Source organism: Thermoleptolyngbya sp. C42_A2020_037, from assembly GCF_015272455.1.
Taxonomy (GTDB): domain Bacteria; phylum Cyanobacteriota; class Cyanobacteriia; order Elainellales; family Elainellaceae; genus Thermoleptolyngbya.
The window spans coordinates 74,985-98,203 of the sequence record NZ_JACYLP010000057.1 but is presented as its reverse complement, the minus strand read 5'-3'; the positions used below and the strand labels follow the sequence as shown (position 1 = coordinate 98,203).

Sequence of the window (23,219 nt, the reverse complement as noted above, 5' to 3'; positions counted from 1 at the left end):
AACCAGAGACAGGATGAACCAGGGAAGAGAGGGCTTCTCAACCTCCCATCATCCCATCATCCTCGCGTTCCTACGCTCTTCCCCTGGCCCCTACCTCCGAGGGCACCGTGCGCCAGAGTTGTTCTAGATGGGTGGCGGGCATGGTCAGATAAAGCACGTCCCCGGCTTGCAGCGTCACGTCCAGCAGGTTCCAGCCGTGGGTGGTTTTGCGTTCGGCCTCTAGGTACAGCGGCACAAAATCGACATCCATTGCGGCTTCCTTGAGGGGGCGATCGCAGAAGGGATGACCCGGCGTGATTAGCGTTGCCAGGGCCACCCACAGGCTGTCGCCGGCCATACCATTGCCCAGGATGCGGCCGCCCAGTGCGGCCGCTGCAAAGGAGGGAGCCGCCAGATCCGCCGGACTCAGCACGGCTTCAAAATCAAATACCTGCTCTGCCAGCGGTGCAAACTGGGGGTCCTGGTTGCGAACGATGACGGAAATGCGGGGCGCAATCCCCTTGGCCGTCAGGGCAATTTCCAGATTGGCTACGTCATCGCTGGTGACAGCGATCAGGGCCCGTGCTGAAGCGATATGGGCATCCTGGAGCGTGCAGGCCAGACTGGCATCGCCAATAATCACAGGCACTCGCAGCGATCGCACGGCGCTCAAAAAGCGATTGCCTGGATCTTTTTCAATCACCACTACGCGGCCACCGCTGGCGTGGAGCTGGCGCACGGTTTGGATGCCCACGCCGCCCAGCCCGCAGACGATGTAGTGATTGCGGCGGGGAATGGGGGCCGACTGCCAAAGCTGCCGTAGCCGAGTTCCCAGCACCAAGTCGTTCAGCAGGGCGTAGCAGATGCCAACCACGCCCGTACCGATCAGCATCATCGACACCGTGAACAGTTTAATTTCGGGCTGCGCTCCTTCGGCCACGCCTTCGTTGCCGCCTGCCCCTGTGATCATCCCTACCGAAAAGTAGAGGGCATCGATGAAATCGGCGCGGACATGCTCGGTGTAGAGCAGCGTAGCCCCCAGGATAGCCGCGAGCAGGAGCAGGATGGCCATTACTGTCGGGCGGACATGCTGCTGAAATTGGCGCAGGTGGTTGCCCCAAACGAGCAGCGTTTCACTGAGCGATCGCCCGCTGACTTGGGCTTCGGGCTTGGTAGCCACAATCAGGCGATCGCCCCATTGCAGCAGTTGCCCATGCACCACCCCCGACACCAGATCCATGCGGCTGTTTTCTGGCAGGTAATAGATCAGCATCCGCGAACGGTCTTCCCAGAGCTCGCTTAGCGGTCGCCCCAGCCAGGGATGGGTTTCGTCGATAAATTCCTCCCGCATCGGCCAGACCTGATCAAACAGGCGCAGTTGCCCAATCGCCCGACTGCCCATCGCGGCAAAGGCAAACACCGGAGCCGCCAGCGCCGCCACGCTCATGCTGACGTGATCGGGCAGCGTGTGGTCGAGGCGATCGCCCAGGCTGGTGTTAAACAGGCGGTTGATAATGCGAATGCGAGGATTTAGCACTCGCGCCTGCGTCAGCACGGCCAGATTTTGCGCGTCGTCGCTGCTGGCCAGCACCAGCGTATGAGCCTCTTGCACGCCTGCTTCTAGCAGAATCGCTGCCGATCGCATGTCGCCTACGATGATGTCTGCCCCGCCCTGCTCTGCCTGAGCCAGCGGGCGACTGTTGATCCCCACCACCGCCGCACCCTGCTGCTTTAGCAGGCAAAAGATCTTGTATCCCGCTCGACCCAGACCACAAACGATAATTCTTGGTTTCATGAATTCCTGATTGTCAGCCATACGCTCTGTCAGCGGGACGCAAGGGTTGATGGTTTATGCCTGAACAGGCGATCGCCCGCTGCGCTCCAACGTCTCGAAAAACCAACATCTCGAAAAACAAACTCAACAAACAGTCTTGAAAAACCAGGCTCGAAAAAGCAGCTTCAAAAACAGCCCAGAACGGCCTTCAGGCACAAGTTCTGATCTACTGATCTACCAATTTTTTGGCAGGCGGTGCGGGCAAACTGTAGCCCCAGGCACGATGCTGCAAATGTTTACCCAATGTAAAGCTTTGGGACTTTGAGGTTTACAGTTCTCAGGGGGGGAGAGGGAAGAACGAAGAGGGAAGAACGAAGAGGGAAGAACGAAGAGGGAAGAGGGAGGGTTCTTGAGGTGTGTTGAGGGATGAGATGGGGCGATCGCTCTGTTGCTAGCGCCCGTCCCCTGATAGCGTTCCAGTAGACTGGGCACACTAAGCGTGGACTGTTGATAAGACACCCCACAAATCCCTTCACAACTCCTTCACAACTGGTGATTCCTATGCGTCCTCGCTCCACTCCTGGCGCAATTCGCCCCAAAATTAGCACCATGCCCCGCCCCAAGACGGAAGCCGCCGCGTTTCTGGATTTGTACAAGCTCTCTGTCGAAAAGAAGCGGCTCCAGCAAGAGCTTCAGTCGCTTGAGGTGCGCCGCCAGCAAATTGGCGATCGCCTCTCGGCGCTAGACAGCCAGATCGCCACCCTGGAAACCCGCGTTGAGTCCCTGCGCGAACAGGAGGAACCTGCCTCTCGCTCGCTGCCCGGTTTAGCTCACCCTATTCCTGAAAGTTTTGACATGGTGTTTTTGGAATATTAGGTCGCAGTTTTGTAGCAATACTTGCAGTTTCAAAGCAGCGCCTAGAGCGCGATCGCCCATGAGACAGTCCTCAGCCAGCAACCGGGTCGCTGCTTTTCTCTGCGCGTTTCTGGTTCTCGCGCTGTCGGGGATGATTTACCTCGAAGTGCAGGGGTTGGGCTTTCCAGATGGCTTTTTGACCGAGCTAGATCGCGCCAAAAAGCTGCTGGGTCTAATTTTTCTGTGGGTCAGTTTGCCAATCGCTCTGTGGCTCGGTTGGCTGGGCTGGGTTGCGGCGCGGCAACCGATTGGGAGGCTTCTCCGCAGCACGATCCTAGGCTACGGCGCGTTTCTGCTGATATTGCTGGGCATCTATGGCTATTTGCAGCAGACCCTCGATGCTGGCGGCGGCGGATAGCGATAGGCTTGGAAGTCGCGATGGCTTGGGAAGCTGATCTCGAAAGTGGTAGCAGAGGCGATCGCCCCGATTCCGCCCAGCCTCAGAACTGCGGCAGAACCTCGGTCAGCCAGCCTCGCGTGTAAGATAGAAAGCGTCCATTCCATTCCTGCTTTTTTACTCAAACCGTTAGCCAATCCATGTCGAACGCCGTTCCTTCTGCACAACCCGAAGACGAATCCGCCCAGAAGATTTATCTGCCGCGCACCAGCGAATCGGAAACGCTGAAGAAGATTCGGCACACAACTTCCCACGTCATGGCAATGGCTGTGCAGAAGCTCTTTCCCAAAGCCCAAGTCACCATTGGGCCCTGGATCGAGAACGGCTTTTACTACGACTTTGATAGCCCAGAACCCTTTACCGAAAAGGATCTGAAGGCGATCAAAAAAGAGATGACCAAAATCATCAATCGCAAGCTGCCCGTGATTCGCGAAGAGGTTTCGCGGGAAGAGGCCGAGCGCCGCATTAAAGCACTGGGCGAACCCTATAAGCTAGAAATTCTGGCGGATTTGAAGGAACCGATTACGATTTATCACCTGGGCGACCAGTGGTGGGATCTGTGCGCCGGGCCCCATGTGGAATCGACCGCTGAACTGAATCCAGATGCGATCGCCCTAGAAAGCGTGGCCGGAGCCTATTGGCGCGGCGATGAAACCAAAGCCCAACTCCAGCGCATCTACGGCACCGCCTGGGAAACGCCAGAACAACTCGCGGAATATCACCGCCGCAAAGAAGAAGCCCTGCGCCGCGACCACCGCAAGCTGGGCAAAGAACTGGGACTATTCATCTTCACCGACATCGTGGGGCCGGGGCTGCCCCTGTGGACCCCGAAGGGAACTCTGCTGCGATCGCTCCTCGAAGACTTCCTCAAGCAGGAGCAAATCAAGCGCGGCTACCTGCCCGTCGTCACGCCGCACATTGGCCGAGTTGATTTGTTCAAAACCTCCGGCCACTGGCAAAAATACCGCGAAGACCTGTTCCCGATGATGGCAGAAAGCGACGAAGCCCGACAGCATGAAGAGGGCTTTGTGCTGAAGGCCATGAACTGTCCGTTTCATGTGCAGATTTACAAAAGCCAGTTGCGTTCCTACCGAGAACTGCCCATGCGCCTGGCGGAATTTGGCACGGTCTATCGCTATGAACAGTCGGGCGAACTAGGCGGCCTGACTCGCGTGCGCGGCTTCACTCAGGATGATGCACACCTGTTTGTCACACCAGAGCAACTCGATGACGAGTTCATGAAAGTAGTGGACTTGATTCAGAGTGTATTTGGTGCGCTGCAACTAAAAAACTTTAAGGCGCGACTGAGCTTCCGTGATCCTGCTTCAGATAAATACATCGGTAGCGACGAAGCCTGGGAAAAAGCCCAAAACGCCATTCAAAGAGCCGCAGAAACGCTGAATCTGCCCCACTTTGTCGGTATTGGTGAAGCTGCCTTTTATGGTCCAAAGCTTGACTTTATGGTACGCGACGCTATCGAGCGGGAGTGGCAACTGGGCACGGTGCAGGTGGATTACAACCTGCCGGAGCGGTTTGATTTGGAATACGTCGCCGAAGACGGTTCCCGCAAGCGTCCGGTGATGATCCACCGCGCCCCCTTTGGCTCGCTGGAGCGGCTGATTGGGATTTTAATTGAAGAATACGCGGGCGACTTTCCGCTGTGGCTGGCTCCGGTGCAGGTGCGGCTGATGTGCGTGACGGAGGAGCAGATGCCCTTTGCCCAGTCGGTGGTGGAGCAGATGCGATCGCACGCCATCCGCGCCGAACTCGACACCAGCGGTGAACGCCTGGGCAAGATGATCCGCAATGCGGAGAAGGACAAGATCCCCGTGATGGCGGTGATCGGAGCCAAGGAGATGGAAACCCAATCCCTCAGCATCCGCACCCGCGCCTCTGGTGAGCTGGGTGCGTTACCTGTGGCGGAGGTGCTAGAACGGCTGACGGGGGCGATCGCCCACTACGGCAATTTTTAGCAGCAATTTCTAGCGGCAATTGTCAGCCAGTCGAGTTCCAAATGGACGAGATGCAGGGTCGCGTTTGCTCTCCTTTCGTTCCTGATTGCTGCCCCTTTTTTCGGATGTCACCCGGATTACCTACAGGGATGTAGCCCACAGCGGATATTAGGGGCTAGGGATTTGCCATGCGGATGCACTGCCGACCGCTGTCTCAAGCAGATGGTTGGTCAGGCTGACGGCAGAATGGCGATCGCCCCACATTCCAAACTCCCAATCTAATCGCCTTAAAAATGAAAGATAACGCTGTAACCGTAATCAAAGGCATTGACGACGCGGCCGCCAAAGCCCTGCAAGCAGCAGGCATCGAAACCACCGAAGCCCTGCTCGAAAAAGGCGCAACCCCAACCGGACGCAAGCAGTTGGCCCAGGCAACCGGATTGCCCGAAGCCAATCTGCTGCGCTGGCTCAACCTGGCCGACCTGTATCGCATCAAAGGCATCGGGCGAGAATATGCCGACCTGCTGGAACTGGCGGGCGTAGACACCGTGCCCGAACTGGCCCAGCGCAACCCCGACAACCTGCATCAGCAAATTGTTCGCTTAAACGAAGAAAAGAACATCGTCAAGCTGTTGCCCGAAGCCATACTCGTTGCCAATTGGGTCGCTCAGGCAAAGGAATTGCCCCGCGTAATTCAGTATTAATCCGTCTAAATCCGCCGCCTGAGGAAGCCACTGCGGGCTAGTGCAGGGGCATGATTTAGTTTTAGGGTGATGCCTTGGCTCGTCGTAAGCGCTTCAGCGCTAAAACGCTTACGACAAACCTAGGTTCTAGCTGTGACATAGCACTAGCGTGTAGTTTTAACGCTACACCTCTCTGAATCTTGGCCCTGCTTGACCTGTGGGATAAACACCTCTCCACGCTGAGCAGAGCCGAGCCATATTTGAGCCTTCCCAGATAGACTCGCCCGCTGATGGGGCATTCTAGATCACGTCAGGGAGCGTCCTCGGTTTTGTGGATCAAGGAATGTTTAGCCCAGGAGATTCATGGGGGGCGATCGCCCGCGCCATCCCAAAAACCAGACCCCGCCAGCCGCTCATTCGACAAACCCTGTTCGACAATCAAGGACTGGGATTTGACCACCAGGGCTACCTCCATCCAGATGCAGCTTATAAAACGTTCTGTCCCAACAGACAGCTTTCGACACTGTCGCTAGATTTAAGCTGTCATTAGACTTAAACTGGCACTCAGCAGCAGGGTGTAATTAGAATTTTGGGGTGCTATCCCAATCGGGATTTCAGTCGATACAAGCCAATACAAGTCGATAAAATAAGTCGATCCCGCACATCAGGTTGTCCAGCCCCGCCCCGAAGACTGCGTTTGAAAGCGTTTGAAATCGACAGTGGTCAGCGGGTGTTCTTAAACTTGCGCTAGGCTGTTCCACGCTCAGACGATTGACCTGACTCGTTCAGTCGCTCTGCCCGACAACAGTCTTGCGGTAGCTGCCTATCGACTGGCTTACCCAGGCTTTTCGCAGATTGTTCCCTGTCAATTTCCCTGTAAATTTCTCCGTAGACTTTTCCCAGGACTTTCCCAGATAGTTATACCCGCGCACGATTGTCACGCCAACATGGGTTCTTCCAAAAAGCCGTCAAACCCTGAGAAACAACTGGCGACTCTAAAACAGACTCTTCAGGCTTTGCGTGAGGAGGAAACTGAAGATGCGCTGGTAGAGACGGCGATCGCCTATGTCGAGGAAGAATGCGACTATTCGCTCATCTGGATCGCGTCCTACGACCGGGTGGGGCACTGTCTGCGCGGGCGGGGTGGGCGCGTGCCCAATGGCGACCCAGGGCCGCTACGGCAGCAGTTTGGGCTAAATCCGGGCGATTTGATGGAGCAGGTGGTGATTCAGCAGCGGCCGATGGGCGTGCCGGATCTGCGCGAAGAGATGCGGGCGGGCGACTGGCGCAAGCTGGCCCAAAAGTATGCCATTCAAGGAGCCTCTATCTTTCCCCTGCGGCATCGAGATCAATGCCTAGGCGTGGTGATTTTGGGGTCGTTTCTCTGGGGGGTGTCGCCCCATGCCGACGAGCGAACTCGACTGTCGATGGTGTTTGGAGCGCTGGCATCGTCGCTCTTTCAGCTTGAAGCAGAGCGACAGCGGCAACAGACCAAGCGCCCTGCCGAGCCGCTGCTGGCGCTGTTGGGCAAGCTGCGATCGCTCCCGGATCTCTCCGCTCGTCTGGCGGCGGTGGTAGACGAAACGCAGCGCTTTGTTGCCCCTACGCGCACCAACGTCTATTGGTTTGAGCCAGAGCGACGCTACTTTTGGCTGCGGGCCAGCAGTCGCGATGGCAGCGGCTATGGCAGTGGTTATGGCAGCGGGCAAGCCATCACGGGTTTCACTGCCCAAGAAGTCAACAGCTTCTATCAGGCCTTGGCGGCCGATCAACTGGTGTCGGTGGGCGAGGCCCATAGTTCGCTCAAGGCAGAGGTGACGGGGCGACTGATGCAGCAGATTCAGGCGCGATCGCTCCTGGTGGCTCCCATCCTGCTGCACAACGAGCTACACGGCTTTTTGGCCGTCGAGGGCAGCGAGCCGCGCATCTGGTCAGATGAGGAGAAGAGCTACGTGCGCGGCGCGGCCCAACTCATCGCTCTGACTGCGCCCCTAGAAGGCATGGAAGAAACCATTCAGCAGGTGAAGCTGGATCAGGCGCTTACGGCTGAACTGTCCACCGCCATCTTTAGCGACTATGACTGGAACCAAACCCTGAAGCGGGCCTCCGACTTGCTGAGCCAACGGCTGCGGGCCGAAACCTTTGCGGTGCTGCTCTACAGTTCTGAGCAGGAGGGCTTTGAGGTGGTGTATCAAAGCCACGGGTCGCAGCGGCGCAATTTGCCCCCTTGGCTAGACGCGCTCAACCAGGTCGATTGGCAAATGCTGGAACGCAGCACCGATCCCGTCGGCATTGAAAACCTGACCGAAGACCTGAAGCTGATGGCCTGGCGGCAGGCGTTTCTGGATGCGGGGCTGCAATCAGTCGTGGTGTGCCATACCGCGATTGGGCGATCGCTCGAAGGGCTGGTGGTGTTGGGTCACGACCTGCCCCGCACCTGGAACCGCGCCGAACGGGCCGTGCTGCGCGTCGCCAGCCAGCAAATCGGGGTTATCCTGCACCAGTGGCAGCTCCAGCGGCAGACCGAGCAGCAGCAAAAGATTAACCAGACGATTCAGTGGGGCATGACCACCCTCCAGCAAATCCACACGCTGGAAACGCTTGAGCGCTCAGCCATGCAGCAAATTGCTCAAATTTTGGAGGTTCCCCTGGCGGCGCTGATCACCTGGCAGCCCGGTCGCAATCTGGGCTACATTACCGCCGCTGTGGTGGGCAATGCTCGCTTTTCGATTCACCTGGATGCGGCGATCGCCCTCCATTCAGACTCCCTCGTGCAGTGGGCCAAGCACACCGACGGTCTCCTCCCGCTCACCATCGACGACATCGATGCCGAAACACGCCGCTGGCTCAACGGCAGCGACATTGGGCAAATTTTGGTCATGGCCCTGCGGACGACCCCAGAGCATGAACCGGGTGGCATGGTCATCGTGGCAGACCACCTAGATCGCTACTGGCACGAGCGCCAACTGAATGCCTTTGGAACCCTCGTTAGCCAGCTAGCCTGGTCGCGGCGCTACCTCATCCTGTCGGAAGCCCTCACCCTGCGACAGCGCGATTTGGAGCAAATCAACTGGTACAAACATCGGCAACTGGAAGAGATCTACCGGGCGCTGGGCATTGGGGTGAAACGGCTCAACGAACTCAGCAACCAAAAAGACCCCCTGGCCAACAACCGCTATCAGCAGGTCGTGCGGCAACTGGGCGGACTGCTGTCGGCGATCGCCCCGGTGCTGAAAAACGAGCAGTGGCAACTCCACAGCGAATATGAAACAACCCCCCTGGCCTCGCTGCTCAAGCGGGCCATGGAGCGCGTCGAGCCGCTGATTCGCCAGCGCCAGCTCTGGCACCAAGTTCACAACGAGGAAAGCAGCCTCGACATCGGCGGCGACCTGACCAAGCTGGAGCTCGTGCTGCACGAAGTGTTGACCAATGCCTGCTTGCGATCGCCCGCGGGCAGCCGCCTTGACGTGTGGTGTCGCCCGCTGGATGCCCGCTGGTTGGAACTGTCCATCACCGACAACGGCATCATCGAACCGCGCCTGCTCGAAGAACTGCAAACAGGCCGCCCCGAAGACCTGCTTGCGCCCTCCATCCTCGACACGCCACCAGGGCTGCACCTGGAAATCTGCCAGTCCCTCATGCAGCAGATGGGCAGCGAACTGAGCCTGTATCAGCTTGAAGACGGCCGCATTCTCAGCCGGATGCTGCTGCCGATTGCCCTAGGAATGCCGCCCGACAAACCAAAACGCTAGCAAGGTCAGAGCGCTGCGCCGAGCGGAGGCGACTTGATTAATCTTGGAAAACGCGCCCTGGAGGACTCGAACCCCCGACATCAGGTTTTGGAGACCTGCGTTCTACCAACTGAACTAAGGACGCAAAGCTAAAGCTTTCAAGCCATGTTGGATCCAGTCTATCAGGTTGCGATCGCCCAGCCTAGCCCAGTGTTGAAGATTGCTGAGCGATCGCCCCTGAGAAACCAGACCTACAGTGGGCGATCGAAGCGCTGCTTCAGACGGGTTGCCTTGCCCACGCGATCGCGCAGATAGTAGAGCTTGGCGCGACGGGCCTTGCCTCGGCGCAACACCTGAATGCTAGCCACACGGGGCGAATGGAGCAAAAACACCCGCTCTACCCCAACGCCCTGAAAAATTCGGCGAACCGTGATGGTTTCATTGATGCCGCCATTTCGCATGGCGATCACGGTGCCCTCATAGGGCTGAACCCGCTCTTTGCCACCTTCTTGAATCACAACTCCGACCTTGACCGTATCGCCGACGTGGATGACGGGCAGATCGGTCTTCAACTGTTCCGACTCAATGGAGCGGATGATCTCCTGGGCTTTCATGGCTCTCTGGCTCTTTGCAAAAACTCACAGTCTTCTATAGTAAACTGCTGGGTCGCTTTGCGTCTAGTGCGATCGCCCAAATCCAATATTTTTTCTCAGCAAGTGGGTGACTAGCCCCAGGCTTAGCCGTGACGACGGGGCTACGATAACCCAGATTGCTTGCATCAGGATTGCTTCAAGCTGGCAACCCCTTTGCGGAGGCGGTTGAGGTAGCGACCGACGTAGAGATGCCGGACATCGGGCGTGAAATAGGACAGCGAGGGCACGTCTGGACGGTGGCGGACAAAGACCACGTACACCTCATTGGCAAACACCGGACGAAAGCCGCAGCGGGCAAGTTGAAACAGCAGTGCCTCCACAGGTAGCGCCATGCCTTTGTGCAACACGAGCCAGTGATAGCGACCGGGCGATTGCAAAAAGTCTGCATATCCTTCTACTTGGCCCGGAAACGGTAGCCGAAACTGGGGCGGTGCGGCGATTTGCTCCTGCGGCTTGAGGCGATCGCGCACAAAGTCGATGGTTGCGGTGGTTAGGGCATCCCGCAAGAGCGATCGCAGCAGGCTGAATTCTGCTTCTCGCGCAGCAGGGAACAGTTGCACATAGCTCAGCGCCACGCCTACCAGCCGCTTATCTTTGGGGTCGGGATTCTTGTGGTTGATTGGCGCAACTCGGTCCACCTGAAGCGTCAGTTCTGCAAACAGTCGATCCGGCGGTAGCCAATCTGCCGGAATTTGTGCCTGATAGAGTCGCGTGGTGTCGCTGCTGTAGGCGATCGCCAGCTCACTTGGATGCCCATTGACCAGACATTTCAGGCTATCCAGCACCTCCGGCTCGGTGGCCCAGACTTGAGACACCTGAAACTCGACTCGATAATCGGTCGGCGTGGGGGCAATGGGCAGATCCAGCGTTGACGTGGTGACGGGGCCCATCCAGCGATGGGCGGCGTTGGGACGGTTCTGGGCACAGTCGCGCCGCTGCCACCCCAGCCCTCGTAGCGGCTGACAGAAGTTGTAAACCGACACCTCCGAAGGGGGCGGGTTTTGCGCCTGGTAGCGGTCTTGGGAGTGCCATTCCAGCAGTTGTTGCAGCGTGGCAAACTCCAGCACTTGACCCGGTGGCGGCGCATCCAGAGCGAGGCGATCGCCATAGCGCTGCACCAGGTCTTGCTGCATTTCGTCAAACCGCTGCTGAAAAATCTCGCAGCCATCGTCATACAGTGCCCGATCCAGCGACATGGCTTCCCGAATCCGCGCCAGCGTTTCCGGCGGAATCTCGCTCAGGGGCGTTTTGGACTTGGCAACGTTTTCGCGGCGGCTGTTGACAATGGGCTTCCAGCCAAAAATGTAGGACAGCAAAAACAGAGACTCTTGAAACCGCTCCAAAATTCCAGCATAGGCGCACAGGTGCAGGCTTTTTTGCGCCAGCGCTAGCGCCTCCTCTGGCTCCAGGCTGCCAATGTCGTATTGCAGCAGCCGCGCAATATGGTATACCTGCACATTCTTGCCGACGCGCCCGGGCCCTTCACCCGTGGCGAACTCCTCCAGCGTCATCTGGCTGACGGATTCGTAATAGGGGTCATCCGGCGTGCGGCGGATGTATTCGTAGTGCGAAATCACCCGCGACACGGGTTCACGCAGCACGGTTACCTTAATCAGGTTTTTGCCTGCTAGCAGCCCTGGAATGTTGACAAAGCCCAAATGCCCGCGAAATAGGCGATATTCGCGCAGTTGCTCGGGTGTGTAGTCGGCAATCTGGTTGGACAGCGTGGCTGGGCAAATCTCCTCGCAGGCGAAGTAATCTTCCAGAATCGTCCGAAACGTCATCCCTGCCGTTTTGGGAATGTGGCAGAAATAGAGCGTGTCGTCGGGCTGCAAGTCGTATTGAGCAGGAAAATGTCTCATTGTTCCCCAGAGCTTTCCAGAGCGATCGCCCGGCTGCCGCATTACGGTAAAACTATACCAGGCGAACCGTACCAGGCTAAAACGAGTCCAGCCGAAACCAGACCAGCCAAAACCAGGCCGGGCTAGAACAGCGGCCCGCTGACCTTTTCTGAAAGCTTGCGGCGATTGATGCGTTTCCCTGCGGCGGCGATGTCAAGCTGGGCGGCGGCGGTATAGGCTTCGGCGACCTCGGTGGCGCTGCCGATCATTTTCACATGGTGGTCTTGAATCCACAGAGCGCGATCGCAAATTTCCGAAACGCTCGTCATGGAGTGACTCACCAGCACAATCGTCACGCCGCTGTCGCGAAACTCCGCCATTTTGTTAACGCACTTTTGCTGAAACCGGATGTCGCCCACGCCCAGCACCTCGTCGATCAGCAAAATCTCTGGGTCGAGGTGTGCCACCACCGAAAAGCCCAGCCGCGCCATCATGCCGGTGGAGTAGGTGCGAATTGGCCGTTCAATAAATTCGCCCAGTTCTGAAAAGTCGATAATTTCCTCTAGTCTTGCTTTCACCTCGCGGCGGGTCAGCCCCAGCAGCACGCCGTTGAGCAAGATATTTTCGCGGCCCGTTAGCTCTGGATGAAAGCCCGTGCCCAGCGCCAGCAGCGGTGAAATGCGCCCGCGCACGACCACGCGCCCGCTGCTGGGCTTCAGCACGCCCGCAATCAGCCCCAGGGTGGTACTTTTCCCTGCGCCGTTATAGCCCACAATGCCAAACTTTTCGCCGCGATAGACCTCAAAGCTAATGTTGTTCAGCGCTTCAAACTGCTGCCTGCGGAGAGCCTTCAGGTTGTGGGGAAAGTTGAACATCAGGTTTTTTACCCCCCGGACGTGGTGATACATCGGGTAGGACTTGTAGACCTGATCAAAGCTGATAACCGGTTCTTCCATGACACATCCGCAGGCTGTAAACGAACGGCGCTCTCTTCTCTTTGTAAGATTGTCTCTTTGTAAGATTGCGCTTCCTGAATGCTATGTTGCCAGAGGGCGATCGCCCTATGCCTGGAGCATACTCTGTCGAAGCATTTGAGCGCTTTGAGACCGACCAATGGCTAAAATCTAAAGCCAATCTTAAAGACGTGGCTTTCCAAGGCTGATAATACTCTACTCTTGCCCGCTTCAGCATCCGGCAAGTTTGTGGCAGTTCAAGGCAGCGCAAATTGCACCTGGGATTAGGGCGATCGCCTGCTTGATCATTATTCACCGCCGCCCCAGTAGCTAGAGGTTATTAAAAGATTTGGTGAAATTTGGGGCGGCTGTGATCCCGCCGATAGGGTAAAGCTACACTCTGCATCCTCACTCCTCACGAGGTAAGTTCTGATGAAAGTCGAGCGTCCGAACGCAAAACCGCTGACCCGCGAAGATTTGGCAAATCTGGATCACCTCAAGGCCGTGATTGAAGGGGCGATCGCCGATGGCGTGCTAACCGCAGACGAACAAGACAGAATCCGCCAGCTCATCAATCACGACCACGTCGTCAGTCCAGAAGAAATGGAGCTAGTGCAAACCCTAATCTGGGACAAGCTAAGTAGCGGCGAGCTGGTGCGGGATTGGGGCTGATGGTGATTTTTGGATTGGGGATTTTCCAGCCCGACTCAGTTTAGGACTCGGCTCAGGCAAGCGGGAGCGAAAATCGGAACGTGCTGCCCTTGCCCACTTCGCTTTCCACCTCGATCTCGCCCCCCTGAAGCTGCACCAGCCGCTGGGAAATGGCCAGCCCCAGCCCTGTGCCGCCAGAGTGGCGATTGCGGGAGCGATCGGCCCGCCAAAACCGCTCAAAGACGTGGGGCAGGTCTTCGGGCGCGATGCCCTGGCCCGTGTCGCTCACAGCAATCCAGGCGTGGGTTTCGGTATGCCAGACCTGGAGCGTAATTTTGCCGACAGGCGTATAGCGCAATGCATTGCTCAGCAAGTTCACGAGGATCTGCTCGACCCGCCCCGCATCGGCCAGCACCAGCGGCGTTTCCGGCGGATATTCCAGGCTGATCAGCGGGCCGTCGCCGGTCAAAAGCTGATCTGAAAAGCGCTGCACCACCGAAGTCAGCAGCGGATACAGATCCATCTGCTGTGCATCGATGGGCAAATAGCCCGTTTCAATCTTGGACAGCTCTTGCAAATCGTTGACTAGGCGGCGCATTCGCACGGTTTCTTTGCCTAGCAGTTCGTAAACTTCTGGAGTTGGGGCAATCGTTCCATCCGCCAGCCCCTCCAGATAGCCCTCCAGCACCGTCAGTGGCGTTCGCAGTTCATGGGTCAGGTCGGTCACTAGGTCGCGGCGGCGCTGCTCGACCCCTTGGAGGTCAGCCGCCATTCGGTTAAAGCTGGCAGCAAGCTGGTTGAGTTCTGGGATTTCGCTGGCGGGAACCCGCTCGTCGAGTTCTCCGGCGGCAAATTTCTGCGTAATCTCTTCCATCTGGATTAGCGGCTGCACGATCCGCTTGGCCACCAGATAGCTGAGCGCTCCGGCAGCACTGGCTCCCAGCGCCATTGACCAGAGTGCGCCCCGGCTCCAGGCAAACTCAAAGCCGCGCACTAGCTCGGTTCGCAGGGTGCGAATGCTGATGACGCGCCCTTCGATGTGCTGGAGATAAACTACAAAAAAGCGGGGTGACGACACCTTGCCAATCACCGTCAGCGTCACCAAACCCACCAGCATCACGGCAAAGTGAGAGAGGAAGAGGCGCGATCGCAGATCAGGCTTGGCCATGCCGTGTGGGGATTTGGATGAGACGCGATCAGAGTAGGGCTGGAAGGCTTAGGGCTAGAGGCTTAGGGCTGGTAGACCTGAGCGGGAAGTCCCTGCTGTTGGAGCGAGGCGGCCAGGTCGCGGGCGCTAGCGGCATCGCCAAATACGCCAAGCTGGATTTTTGCCCCGTTGTCGAAGTTGCGAACCCAGGCATCGCCCACCACTTCGCGGGCTTGCTCTAGGCTGCGATCGCCGCTGAAGTCCACCACTACATAGTAGCGATTTGACGAGGGAGCCGCAGGACTGGGGGCGATCGCAGGTTGGCGGGGCGCAGTAGCCACGTCCTGAGGTGCAGCAGGCTCAGCACTGGGCACAGGACGCGGGGCTGGCTCGGCTGATCGGCTGACGGGATTGGAGGCACTAGCACGGGGCGCTGGTGCGGCAGCGGTGGCAGCAGGACGGCTCTCGCTGCGGGAACTGGCGGCAGGGCGGGAACTAGCGGCAGGTTGAGAACGGGCTGGGGCACTGGTGCGGCTGGCAGGGCGAGGTGGGGTTGGGCTAGAAGGTGCGCTTCTAGCAGCAGGTTGGGACGGTGCAACAGGCTCGGTTGTGGAAGCTTCGGCTGGAGCAGTTGGAGCCTCTGCGGGGAGCGGTGAACCCGATAGAACGGGCGGCTCGGCCGATGAATCAGCTTCAGCCGATGGTTCCAGAATGGCAGTGCGCCCGCTGGGAAGCGTACTCAGGGTATCCAGATTGACCTCAGGGAACTCTTGAGCAGACAAATCGGGAGAAATGCCGCTGTTCCCAGTCCCTGCGTCCGCTGCTAGGGAGCCGTCTGCGCCCACATTTGCCCCTGGCGTAGAGCCGTCTGCCGTCCTGCGAGCCGCTTCGCCCAGACCAATGACGCTCAATCCAGCCGGATTCATCACGAGATAGCCAAAGCTAAGGCTCGACAGTAGCAGCAAAATCATCGACCCGATGCCCAGTGGCGTGAGCAAGCTTTGCAGCATTCCTGGCTCTTGCTGGCTGGCCCGCAAGTCGCGCTCGTCTTCCGCCAGATTCCGCAGCAGATACTCAGAGGATTCCAGATAATCGTCTGGCTCGTCCGCTGGTTCGGCGGTGGGGTATAGGTCGTGGTCATGCTGAGGATGCAGCGGAACTGCACCATAATCCGCCGTAGGGGGAGCCATTTGAGGGGCGATCGCCCCACCCAGCAGCAGTTCTGGGCGAGCTTGTGGCTCAGGGGCATACCCCAGATCTGGCAATGGGCGATGCGAATCGGTATTCCTGGCTGCGTCTGGCGCAAGCTGGAGGTAGGGACGAGACTCAGCAGCACCCCTGGATGACTCGTTCCATCTTGCCGGGAGCGATCGCGCTTCAGCCTCAGTCGCCAGATAGTCTGCTCGTCGATTGCCCTGAAGCGTAGGTGCAACGCCCCGACGAGCTTGCTGACGACGATAGCGGGCTAGCTCATCTTCGAGTCGCAAATCCAGATTTTCAAAAATAGCTTGCAGCGCTGGATGCAGCGACGTAGAGGGGCTAGATTGGGACGGGGTAGCGGGTGAGCGACGCATCGCAGAACTCCTGCCAGGGCTAAGTTTAAGTAGCGATTATGTTAATGAAACGGTGGCTGTTCAGTACCGTTCAGTATCGTTATAAAGCAATCCTGTCCAAATCAATCTAAATCAATATCAATCTAAATCAGTTCTGCTCAAACATCTCCCGGCGATTAGGCTATCCTGGAGCCAGTCTTTCGACAAGGACAGGAGCCGCCCAATAACAGGCAACCGAGGAAATTCTAGCGAAGAATCTCGGATTCGATATAGGACTTCATGCATGGGGCTTTATGCATAGGGCCTTGTCATGGGGGCTTAGATGCAGGGCTTTGCATACACGGCTAAATCAGCTATTAGGGCTAAGTCAACACAGCGCCCAGCCGCTCCGTAGAGGTTGATCGAAGCTAAGTGTATCTTAATTAATCTCAATCACGCGCCAAATCACAGCGCACTCTGACTGTCTATAATTCTCGTTCAAAACAGCTATTTAGCATTGTGATTATTTGGAATTGTAATTAAGGAATCACCCTTTGTTGCACTCACTATCTACAAAACTCGTTGCTCATGACGTTTCAATCTCTCCAGCGTGTTTTAGGTGCCCTGGATCGGCAGCCATCCTGGCGATCGCACCGACAGATCCAGCAGATTCTCGCGGTCTGGCCAGAGCTGGTCGGCCCGGCGGTGGCAGCCCAGACTCGCCCGTGGGCCCTACAAGCGGGGGTGCTTCAGGTGGGCGTGTCTAGCTCCCCTTGGGTGCAAACGCTGATGTTTGAGCGACTCCGCATTTTAGAAAAGCTGAATGCCAGATTGCCCTACCGCATTACCGATATCCGCTTTTCTACGACCTGGTGGCATCGGCGATCGCTCCACAGCCGGGCCGAGTCGCAAACCGAATCAACGCGAATTTGGCACGAACACCCCAGCCGACTGGACAGGACAGCGGGCGATCGCCCTCCCCACGGCGCGGCTGCTCAACCCACAGACCCCGAATCAGCCTTTCGTGCTTGGGCCAACCAGATGCGATCGCGCACGGCTCAGATGCCGCTGTGTCCCCGCTGTCAGTGCCCCACCCCCCAGGGAGAACTTGAGCGCTGGTCTTGCTGTGGGCTGTGTGCGGTCAAGCGGTGGTAAACCCGCAATCGTAACACCGTAATTTCACGATCATTTCACAGTAGTTTCACCATAACGGTCTTTGCGGAGGGCTGCTAGCCTTTAAACGAGCAGGTATGCGCTGAAGTACGGGTTCAAGGCAGGTCAGTCCAGGCAGGTCAGTCCAGGCAGCCTGCCAATTGCAGCTTTGGGATGGTTGAGTCGATGCTTTCAAGGCTGCTTTGTGGCGATCGCCCATCGTCTATCTTCTTGTCGTTCTATAGTGAGAAGCAGTTTTATTAGCCTGCCACTTAAGCCTCAATAGTTTTCTATTTTTGCTTTTGCTTACAGTTCTAAAACTATTATTCTCAATTCTTAAAGGCATCCAAGAAAAATCATTTTTGTCTCATACATATCTCATTTCCTCGTGATCCCCGCTCAGTTTTAAGCAAAACTACGGGGTTTATTGGTGTGCTTGCTTGAATCAGGGGAATTCTAAATTTAGAGATCTCTCAGAATCTGAAGCTAAAAACAATCTAAATACTTACTTTTTATTTGGGATCGCTGAAAGGGTTGCCTGCTCTACAAAGCAACGTTTTTCTGATGATTTTTGACCAAATTTGTTGACTCAGAATAGTAGAGAAGATCCGGTCTTTGCCTCTCCTTTACCGCTCCTCTCGAAATGGATGATTTACATCACAGCATTTCTTCCTGCCGTCGTTGTGCCCATTACCACATTGAGGGGCGACGCGGCGGCCATTGCCAACTCTTGGGGGTTCCCGTGCAGGGCGCTTGGGACGCTTGCCCGATGGCGCAGCCACAGTTTTTGCCAGTGGCGATCGCCGCTGCGGTGGCGGATGTCGAGCAGGTGATTCATTGCCCGCCGCTCGTTCTTCCAGAACCTCAGCCCATTGCCCTACTGGTTGAGATGTTTGTAGACGAAGCCCCCCGGCCAGAACTGGAACCCGTGGCGGCGGCGGCTGGGGAAGCGCCATCGCTGCTGCCGAGATCCTTCTAGCGCTGGGTGTTGGGCTGCCGAACCCAGGCTGGCTTTTGGGTTATTGCTATCTGGGTTATTGCTATCTGGGTTATCTAAGTAGCAGCCACACCGGGATGGTAAACAGCAGCATGGCCGTTGTGAGGACAATGCTGCTGGCGATCAGCTCACGGTCGAGGTCGTATTCTTCAGCCAGGATGAGTCCGGCAAAGGCTGTCGGCATTCCCGACATCAGCACCAGCGCCAATCTTGGCTCGGCAGACAGGCCCAGCAGCGTGGCTAGTCCGGCCACCCCAACGGGCAGCACCATGACCTTGAGCAATGCTGGGGCGATCGCCCCCTTGAGGCTACGCCAGCCGTGAATTTGCCGCAGCCGCAGCCCCATCAGCAGCAGCGCCGCAGGAATAATCACCCACCATAGCGCTCCATGCAGCACTGCGTCCACGCCAGACGGCAGTGCAATCGTCCGCGTCAGCATTCCTAGCCCAAAGGCCCACAACGAGGGCACCGTCAGCACGTCGCGCAGGTGAACCCACCAGGCTTTGCCGCCGTGCGATCGCCCATAAATGCTCGCCAGCCACACGCCCAGTCCGTAGGTGCCGACCACGTTCTGCGTGACGCTGTAGAACACTAGCCAGCCCAGGTAAGGCTCGGAAATCAGACTGGGGGCGATCGCCAGTCCCACAAAGCCGGTGTTGCCCAGCACCGCAGACACGAGGAAGCTGCCGCGCCGCGTCGAATCTTCCCAACTTGGCTCGACCGGGCATGCTGCAACTGGCTCATCAAGCGCTGGAGTCGCCGTTGGCGTGGGCGCGCTCATGGAGAAATTAGAGGAATCATAGACACTGGGGATAACGGTTGGCGGATTTGCGGTGAGGGGGTTCCGGGGCGATCGCCCTAGCTCAAGCCAGTGAAGCCCTTGCAGCGTTCCCCAGGCAATACCCAGCCCGCCCAACAGTGCCAGGACGACCACCAGCGGAGCCAGCCCCACCTGAGACGAAAAATCCGTCTGCCGGGCCAGCGTAAAAATTTGCACGGGCACACCCACCCAATACAGACCGCGCCCCAGCACGCGCGGCAGCGAATCGGGCAAGAGCGAACAGGACAGCAGCCCCAGCCCCGTCCAAAAGATCAGCGGCCCATAGGCGTGGAGCAGCGTATCAGACATTTTCAGCACCAGAGTGTCAGCAATCAGCGCCTTCGACTACTGGGTACTTTACGGGAACAGCCGCCATTCGCCAAGCCAGCCCGCACTTAGTACCCCGGTCATTAGCCAGATTATGACTTGAATGCATCTCAATGCCTGACTGAAATGCCTGACCGAAATGCCTGACCGAAATGCCTTACGAACCCTAATTACTGGCATCTGCCGGATCGATTCTGCCAGAAGTCCCACTCCCCGCAGGAGCGGCATTGGGCGCACCGGGAACCGCGCTGCCTGGTGCAGGCAAGGAGCCTTCGGGGAGCGGGCTAGGGCCGGAGTTTTGGGGCAGCGTAGGGGAGGGCGCAGGCTGCAAGCCTGGAGAAGTCATGGGCAACGCAGCAGGGTTGCTGGGCGGGTCAGAGGATTCATTGGTGGTCATGCTCTCTAGCGGCCCATCGGGCAAAATTTCATTACTGCGAATCCGCCACTGTCCCCCTTGGCGCGTCAGGTAATAGCGGACATTTAGGGTTTCGCCGTTTTCCACCACCACCGCGTCAATCTGGGCTTCGTCGGTGCTGCTAGAAGCGGTCGGAGGCAACACATTGACCTGCTGCACCTGGTGGGTATAGGTCAGGGGTTCGCCCGCCAGTCGCGCTGCCTCGGAGTTGCTGCGCCACTGCGACAACATGGGATCTGCCAGGATTTGACCAAGCTGGCTGGTGTCGTAGCTGCTGCCCATTGCGGCAGATTTCGCCCGCAGCCAAGTTTCGACTAGTGTCTTCCCAGACTCAGCCGTGAGGGGGGCGCTGGGGTCAGCAGGGGAGGGCGACGGCTCCGTTTCTTCGGGAATTGGAACGACGGGTTCTGCAAGGCTGATGCTGAGCTGTTCGCCCTCCAGCACCGGGCCGCTGTTGAACGAACGGGCCACCCAGCTAAACAAGAGCCACAGGAGTCCCAAGCTCAGCACGCCCAGCGCCAGCAGCAGCATCAGCCGATCCAGCCGCAGCGTGATGCCCCCGCCGCCGGAACTGCTGGGCAGCGAGGTGGCAGTGCGGCGGCTGCTGTCGCTGAAGGAAGTCCGGGGCGATCGCCCGCTGCCGTCCCCCGTGGTCAGCCGTCCCGAAGGAGACATCTGGGACACACGCTCGGCCGTTGGAACGGCTGAAGTGCCGTTTGTGGCAGTGTAGGCGGCGGCCGCAGGCTCTAGCGTCGCCGTGCCACCCATGCCGAGTCCATTACCTGCCGTGCTGGACTGGTCATAGCGGCTTTGGGGCGCAGTCGCCCGACGGGCAAAGGGCGTGGTCGTGCTGCCCACTGGAGCCGGAGCCGACTCCCATTGAGCTGTGTCCGGTTCGCTGGGCAGTTCTTCTAGATATGCCTGCACTTGGTCGTCGGCAAAATAATCCTTCAGGGATGCCCGCTGCTGGGCCAAGTCGCGGAAATGGGGGAACACCTCGTTTTGCAGCCAGCGTTCGCCGTAGAGACACAGCCCCGGCAGCAGGTCGGGTGAGCCTTGGGAATGTTCGCGGATGAAGGTCAGGGAATCATGCTCCTGGCTGCGTTCTAGGGCGCGGGTGGCTTCTTCGGTTTGCCCCAGCAGCAGGGCGCACACTGCCTGCTCCAGATACACATCCTGGCGCGTGCCCAGACGCATCAGCATTTGCTTGGCCCGACGAATCAGGGCGGGCTGGCGATAGGCAAAGCCGCGGGCCAGCAGGGCATACACTGCCAGGTAGGTCGCCACAGCCGACGGGCGACGGGCTTCGACCTCAAACAGGGCGTGCTGCTCGGCGGCGGTGAGGTAGCCCCGGAGTTGCTGCATAAACCGCAGAAAATCTTCCACATTCAGCCCAGAGCGGTCGTCGCCGGTGCCGTCGATGCCGCCGCGATCTTGCAGCATATCGCGCAGCAGGTTCATGCCCTGGCCCCGCTCAATCTCGTGGGCTTCGGGCAGCGCCAGCAGTTCCAGAATGCGGTAGGGGCGTAGCTTGTAGAGGTCGGACTGCATTTCGCCGCGCACTCCGGCAAACATGCCCTCCCGCAGCAGCAGTTCCTGTCCCGCTTCTAGGGATTCGGCAGCGCTTTCGTACTGTCCTTGCTGCCACTGTTCGCGGCCCAGTTCCAGGTAGGCGAAGGCAAGCGTCAGCACGACATCTGACCGGGCAATATCGGCCTGAGCGCTGCGGCCCGCGCTGCCGCTGAAGGCGCTATTAGATAGGTAGGGATGCCCCAGCTTCAGCACCAGTTCGTACTCTCCCAACTCCAGCAGGATCAGCAGCGCCCCGACCAACTGGCTGTCGTCGATGTCGATGCTGGGGGCGTAGGGGTCTGCCTCGGTTTCCAGGGCGATCGCCCTCGATTCGGCACTGGCAAAGCGATCGCCCGTTGGGTCGTAGCTGCTGGCAAGGAAGGTGGCATCGTAGGCGCGGCGCTGCTCCGGATTCGAAAGGGCGGCGTAGGCTTCGTCTAGAAGTTGCTTGCGAGAGGCGATCGCCGCTTCGGAATATTCGCGTCGGGGAAGCTGCTGCGTGCGATCGCGGTGGGCCTGCTGAAGCTGGTCAGCCGTTGCCTGAATAGGTAGCCCCAAAATGCGGTAGTAATCAAGCGGAATTCTCACGGCCCACTTCCCCAAAACTCAACGTTATCAAGACATTTTCTAAATCGACCCATGCCAGCAGGCAGCATCACGCAGCCTTGTTAAGACTGGCTAGACTAACTTCCAACAGGCTTTAGCATCTGCCAAATCCAGGCTCCCAAAGCGGCTTCTAAAAGCAGCTCTAAGTTCAGCAAACTGACCTAAGAGGCTATCAAGCAACAATTCACCGACAAATCACCGACGAATCACCGACAAAGACTCAATCTATGCTCAACAAAACTCACTGCGGGTAGAAGCACATTTCGTAAACCCCTCGAACCCTGCACATTCCAGGCATTACTCCATTGAGCAGTCCTGTCAGGCGGACATTTGTTTACAAGCGGATGCTTACAGGCGGACACCTATTATCAGCATTAACTGCTGGATGAGCAACCTCAACGTGTCCTCCGAACACAAGTCCTGATTTGAGTTTTGCATTTGAGTTCCATGATGAGTCACGCCAGTCTATGCTGCGTCAATCTCTCTTATCCCAGTCATCTTCTCTTAGCAAACTGCGTCGAGTGAGGGACTCCTGCGACAAAATTTACTCATCAGCATACAAAAAACCTAGAAAAATGCCACAGGTTTTTAGCATTATGCGAATTTTGTGCAAACTTCTGTACAAACTTCATTGACGGCCCATGCACCCTGATACACCGATGCACCCAATCCAGTGCCAGTCCCTATAGTTTCACGTAAACCCCTGCATTTGTCAGTGAAGGAAAAGGTTAAGGTTCGCGACATTATATTTTGCTGTATCCGAATATTCCGCTTTATCCGAATACAGCATTTTTGAAGCTAGTGAGGCACACGGATGGTCAATAAGCCCTTGCCTCGTGAGGGCAGCGTGTGCCTCACCCCGCAAGAAAATGCTGCATTCCGCCGTATCTAAATATTCCGCCGTATCTAACAACGCGAACCTCCGGTGCAAACAAAACCAGCATACAGTTTAGTGCAGGCAACCGAATTCCTGTTACGATTTGTTACTGGGCAAGTCAAGCCATTGGCGGAGATCCAAGCCATTTGGCAAGTTGACGGCCCTTGGGTTTCTGGCGCTGGTTTCTGGCAGCGGCATTTGGCAGTGGCATTTGGCGAATAGGTCGCTCAGGTATTTTAATAGCC

Annotated in this window: 16 protein-coding genes and 1 tRNA gene; 8 read left to right on the top strand and 9 right to left on the bottom strand. The window is 57.7% G+C overall.

All coding sequences use genetic code 11. The annotated features are described in order from the left end of the window. Positions 1-70: 70 nt before the first annotated feature. Positions 71-1,774, bottom strand: a complete 1,704-nt coding sequence (locus IGS16_RS21285; RefSeq protein ID WP_297088943.1) for an NAD-binding protein — start codon at positions 1,772-1,774, stop codon at positions 71-73. A 540-nt stretch (positions 1,775-2,314) separates the two neighbouring features. Between IGS16_RS21285 and IGS16_RS21280 the strand changes: the two genes are divergently transcribed. From IGS16_RS21280 to IGS16_RS21260, 5 genes are all read left to right on the top strand, one after another. After that, a complete protein-coding gene (locus IGS16_RS21280; protein ID WP_297088941.1) occupies positions 2,315-2,629 on the top strand; it encodes a hypothetical protein in 315 nt (104 codons plus the stop codon). Positions 2,630-2,687: 58 nt separating this feature from the next. Next, entirely contained in the window at positions 2,688-3,026 is a 339-nt protein-coding gene (locus IGS16_RS21275; RefSeq protein WP_297088939.1) for a hypothetical protein, read from the top strand. A 179-nt stretch (positions 3,027-3,205) separates the two neighbouring features. Further along, complete coding sequence (thrS, locus tag IGS16_RS21270) at positions 3,206-5,038, top strand: threonine--tRNA ligase (RefSeq protein ID WP_297088937.1); 1,833 nt, start codon at positions 3,206-3,208, stop codon at positions 5,036-5,038. A 272-nt stretch (positions 5,039-5,310) separates the two neighbouring features. Continuing rightward, on the top strand, positions 5,311-5,721 hold the full coding sequence (locus tag IGS16_RS21265; protein WP_297088935.1) for a DUF4332 domain-containing protein: 411 nt from the start codon (positions 5,311-5,313) through the stop codon (positions 5,719-5,721). 926 nt (positions 5,722-6,647) lie between these two features. Continuing rightward, positions 6,648-9,452, top strand: coding sequence for a GAF domain-containing protein (locus tag IGS16_RS21260; protein ID WP_297088933.1), 2,805 nt, complete (start codon positions 6,648-6,650; stop codon positions 9,450-9,452). 51 nt (positions 9,453-9,503) lie between these two features. On the opposite strand, the gene IGS16_RS21255 is transcribed toward IGS16_RS21260, so the two are convergent. The 4 genes from IGS16_RS21255 to IGS16_RS21240 form a co-directional block, all read right to left on the bottom strand. Further along, a tRNA-Trp gene (locus IGS16_RS21255) sits at positions 9,504-9,576 on the bottom strand. A gap of 106 nt (positions 9,577-9,682) precedes the next feature. After that, entirely contained in the window at positions 9,683-10,045 is a 363-nt protein-coding gene (gene rplS / locus IGS16_RS21250; protein WP_297088930.1) for a 50S ribosomal protein L19, read from the bottom strand. A gap of 164 nt (positions 10,046-10,209) precedes the next feature. Beyond that, entirely contained in the window at positions 10,210-11,946 is a 1,737-nt protein-coding gene (locus IGS16_RS21245) for a sulfotransferase family 2 domain-containing protein (RefSeq protein ID WP_297088928.1), read from the bottom strand. 122 nt (positions 11,947-12,068) lie between these two features. Next, on the bottom strand, positions 12,069-12,881 hold the full coding sequence (locus IGS16_RS21240; protein WP_297088927.1) for an ABC transporter ATP-binding protein: 813 nt from the start codon (positions 12,879-12,881) through the stop codon (positions 12,069-12,071). A gap of 429 nt (positions 12,882-13,310) precedes the next feature. Here IGS16_RS21240 and IGS16_RS21235 point away from each other — a divergent pair, with 429 nt between their 5' ends. Continuing rightward, a complete protein-coding gene (locus tag IGS16_RS21235) occupies positions 13,311-13,550 on the top strand; it encodes a hypothetical protein (RefSeq protein ID WP_297088924.1) in 240 nt (79 codons plus the stop codon). 52 nt (positions 13,551-13,602) lie between these two features. Here the strand turns inward: IGS16_RS21235 and IGS16_RS21230 are convergent, their stop codons facing one another. Together IGS16_RS21230 and IGS16_RS21225 are read right to left on the bottom strand one after the other, a co-directional pair. Further along, entirely contained in the window at positions 13,603-14,697 is a 1,095-nt protein-coding gene (locus IGS16_RS21230; RefSeq protein ID WP_277773149.1) for a HAMP domain-containing sensor histidine kinase, read from the bottom strand. Positions 14,698-14,759: 62 nt separating this feature from the next. After that, positions 14,760-16,250, bottom strand: coding sequence for a hypothetical protein (locus tag IGS16_RS21225; RefSeq protein ID WP_297088921.1), 1,491 nt, complete (start codon positions 16,248-16,250; stop codon positions 14,760-14,762). Positions 16,251-16,796: 546 nt separating this feature from the next. Between IGS16_RS21225 and IGS16_RS21220 the strand changes: the two genes are divergently transcribed. Together IGS16_RS21220 and IGS16_RS21215 are read left to right on the top strand one after the other, a co-directional pair. Then, a complete protein-coding gene (locus tag IGS16_RS21220) occupies positions 16,797-17,363 on the top strand; it encodes a DUF721 domain-containing protein (RefSeq protein ID WP_297088920.1) in 567 nt (188 codons plus the stop codon). 640 nt (positions 17,364-18,003) lie between these two features. After that, on the top strand, positions 18,004-18,339 hold the full coding sequence (locus tag IGS16_RS21215) for a hypothetical protein (protein ID WP_297088917.1): 336 nt from the start codon (positions 18,004-18,006) through the stop codon (positions 18,337-18,339). A gap of 70 nt (positions 18,340-18,409) precedes the next feature. Here the strand turns inward: IGS16_RS21215 and IGS16_RS21210 are convergent, their stop codons facing one another. Beyond that, on the bottom strand, positions 18,410-19,486 hold the full coding sequence (locus IGS16_RS21210; RefSeq protein ID WP_297088916.1) for an AEC family transporter: 1,077 nt from the start codon (positions 19,484-19,486) through the stop codon (positions 18,410-18,412). A gap of 184 nt (positions 19,487-19,670) precedes the next feature. Continuing rightward, positions 19,671-22,079, bottom strand: a complete 2,409-nt coding sequence (locus IGS16_RS21205; RefSeq protein WP_297088914.1) for an IMS domain-containing protein — start codon at positions 22,077-22,079, stop codon at positions 19,671-19,673. Positions 22,080-23,219 lie beyond the last annotated feature (1,140 nt).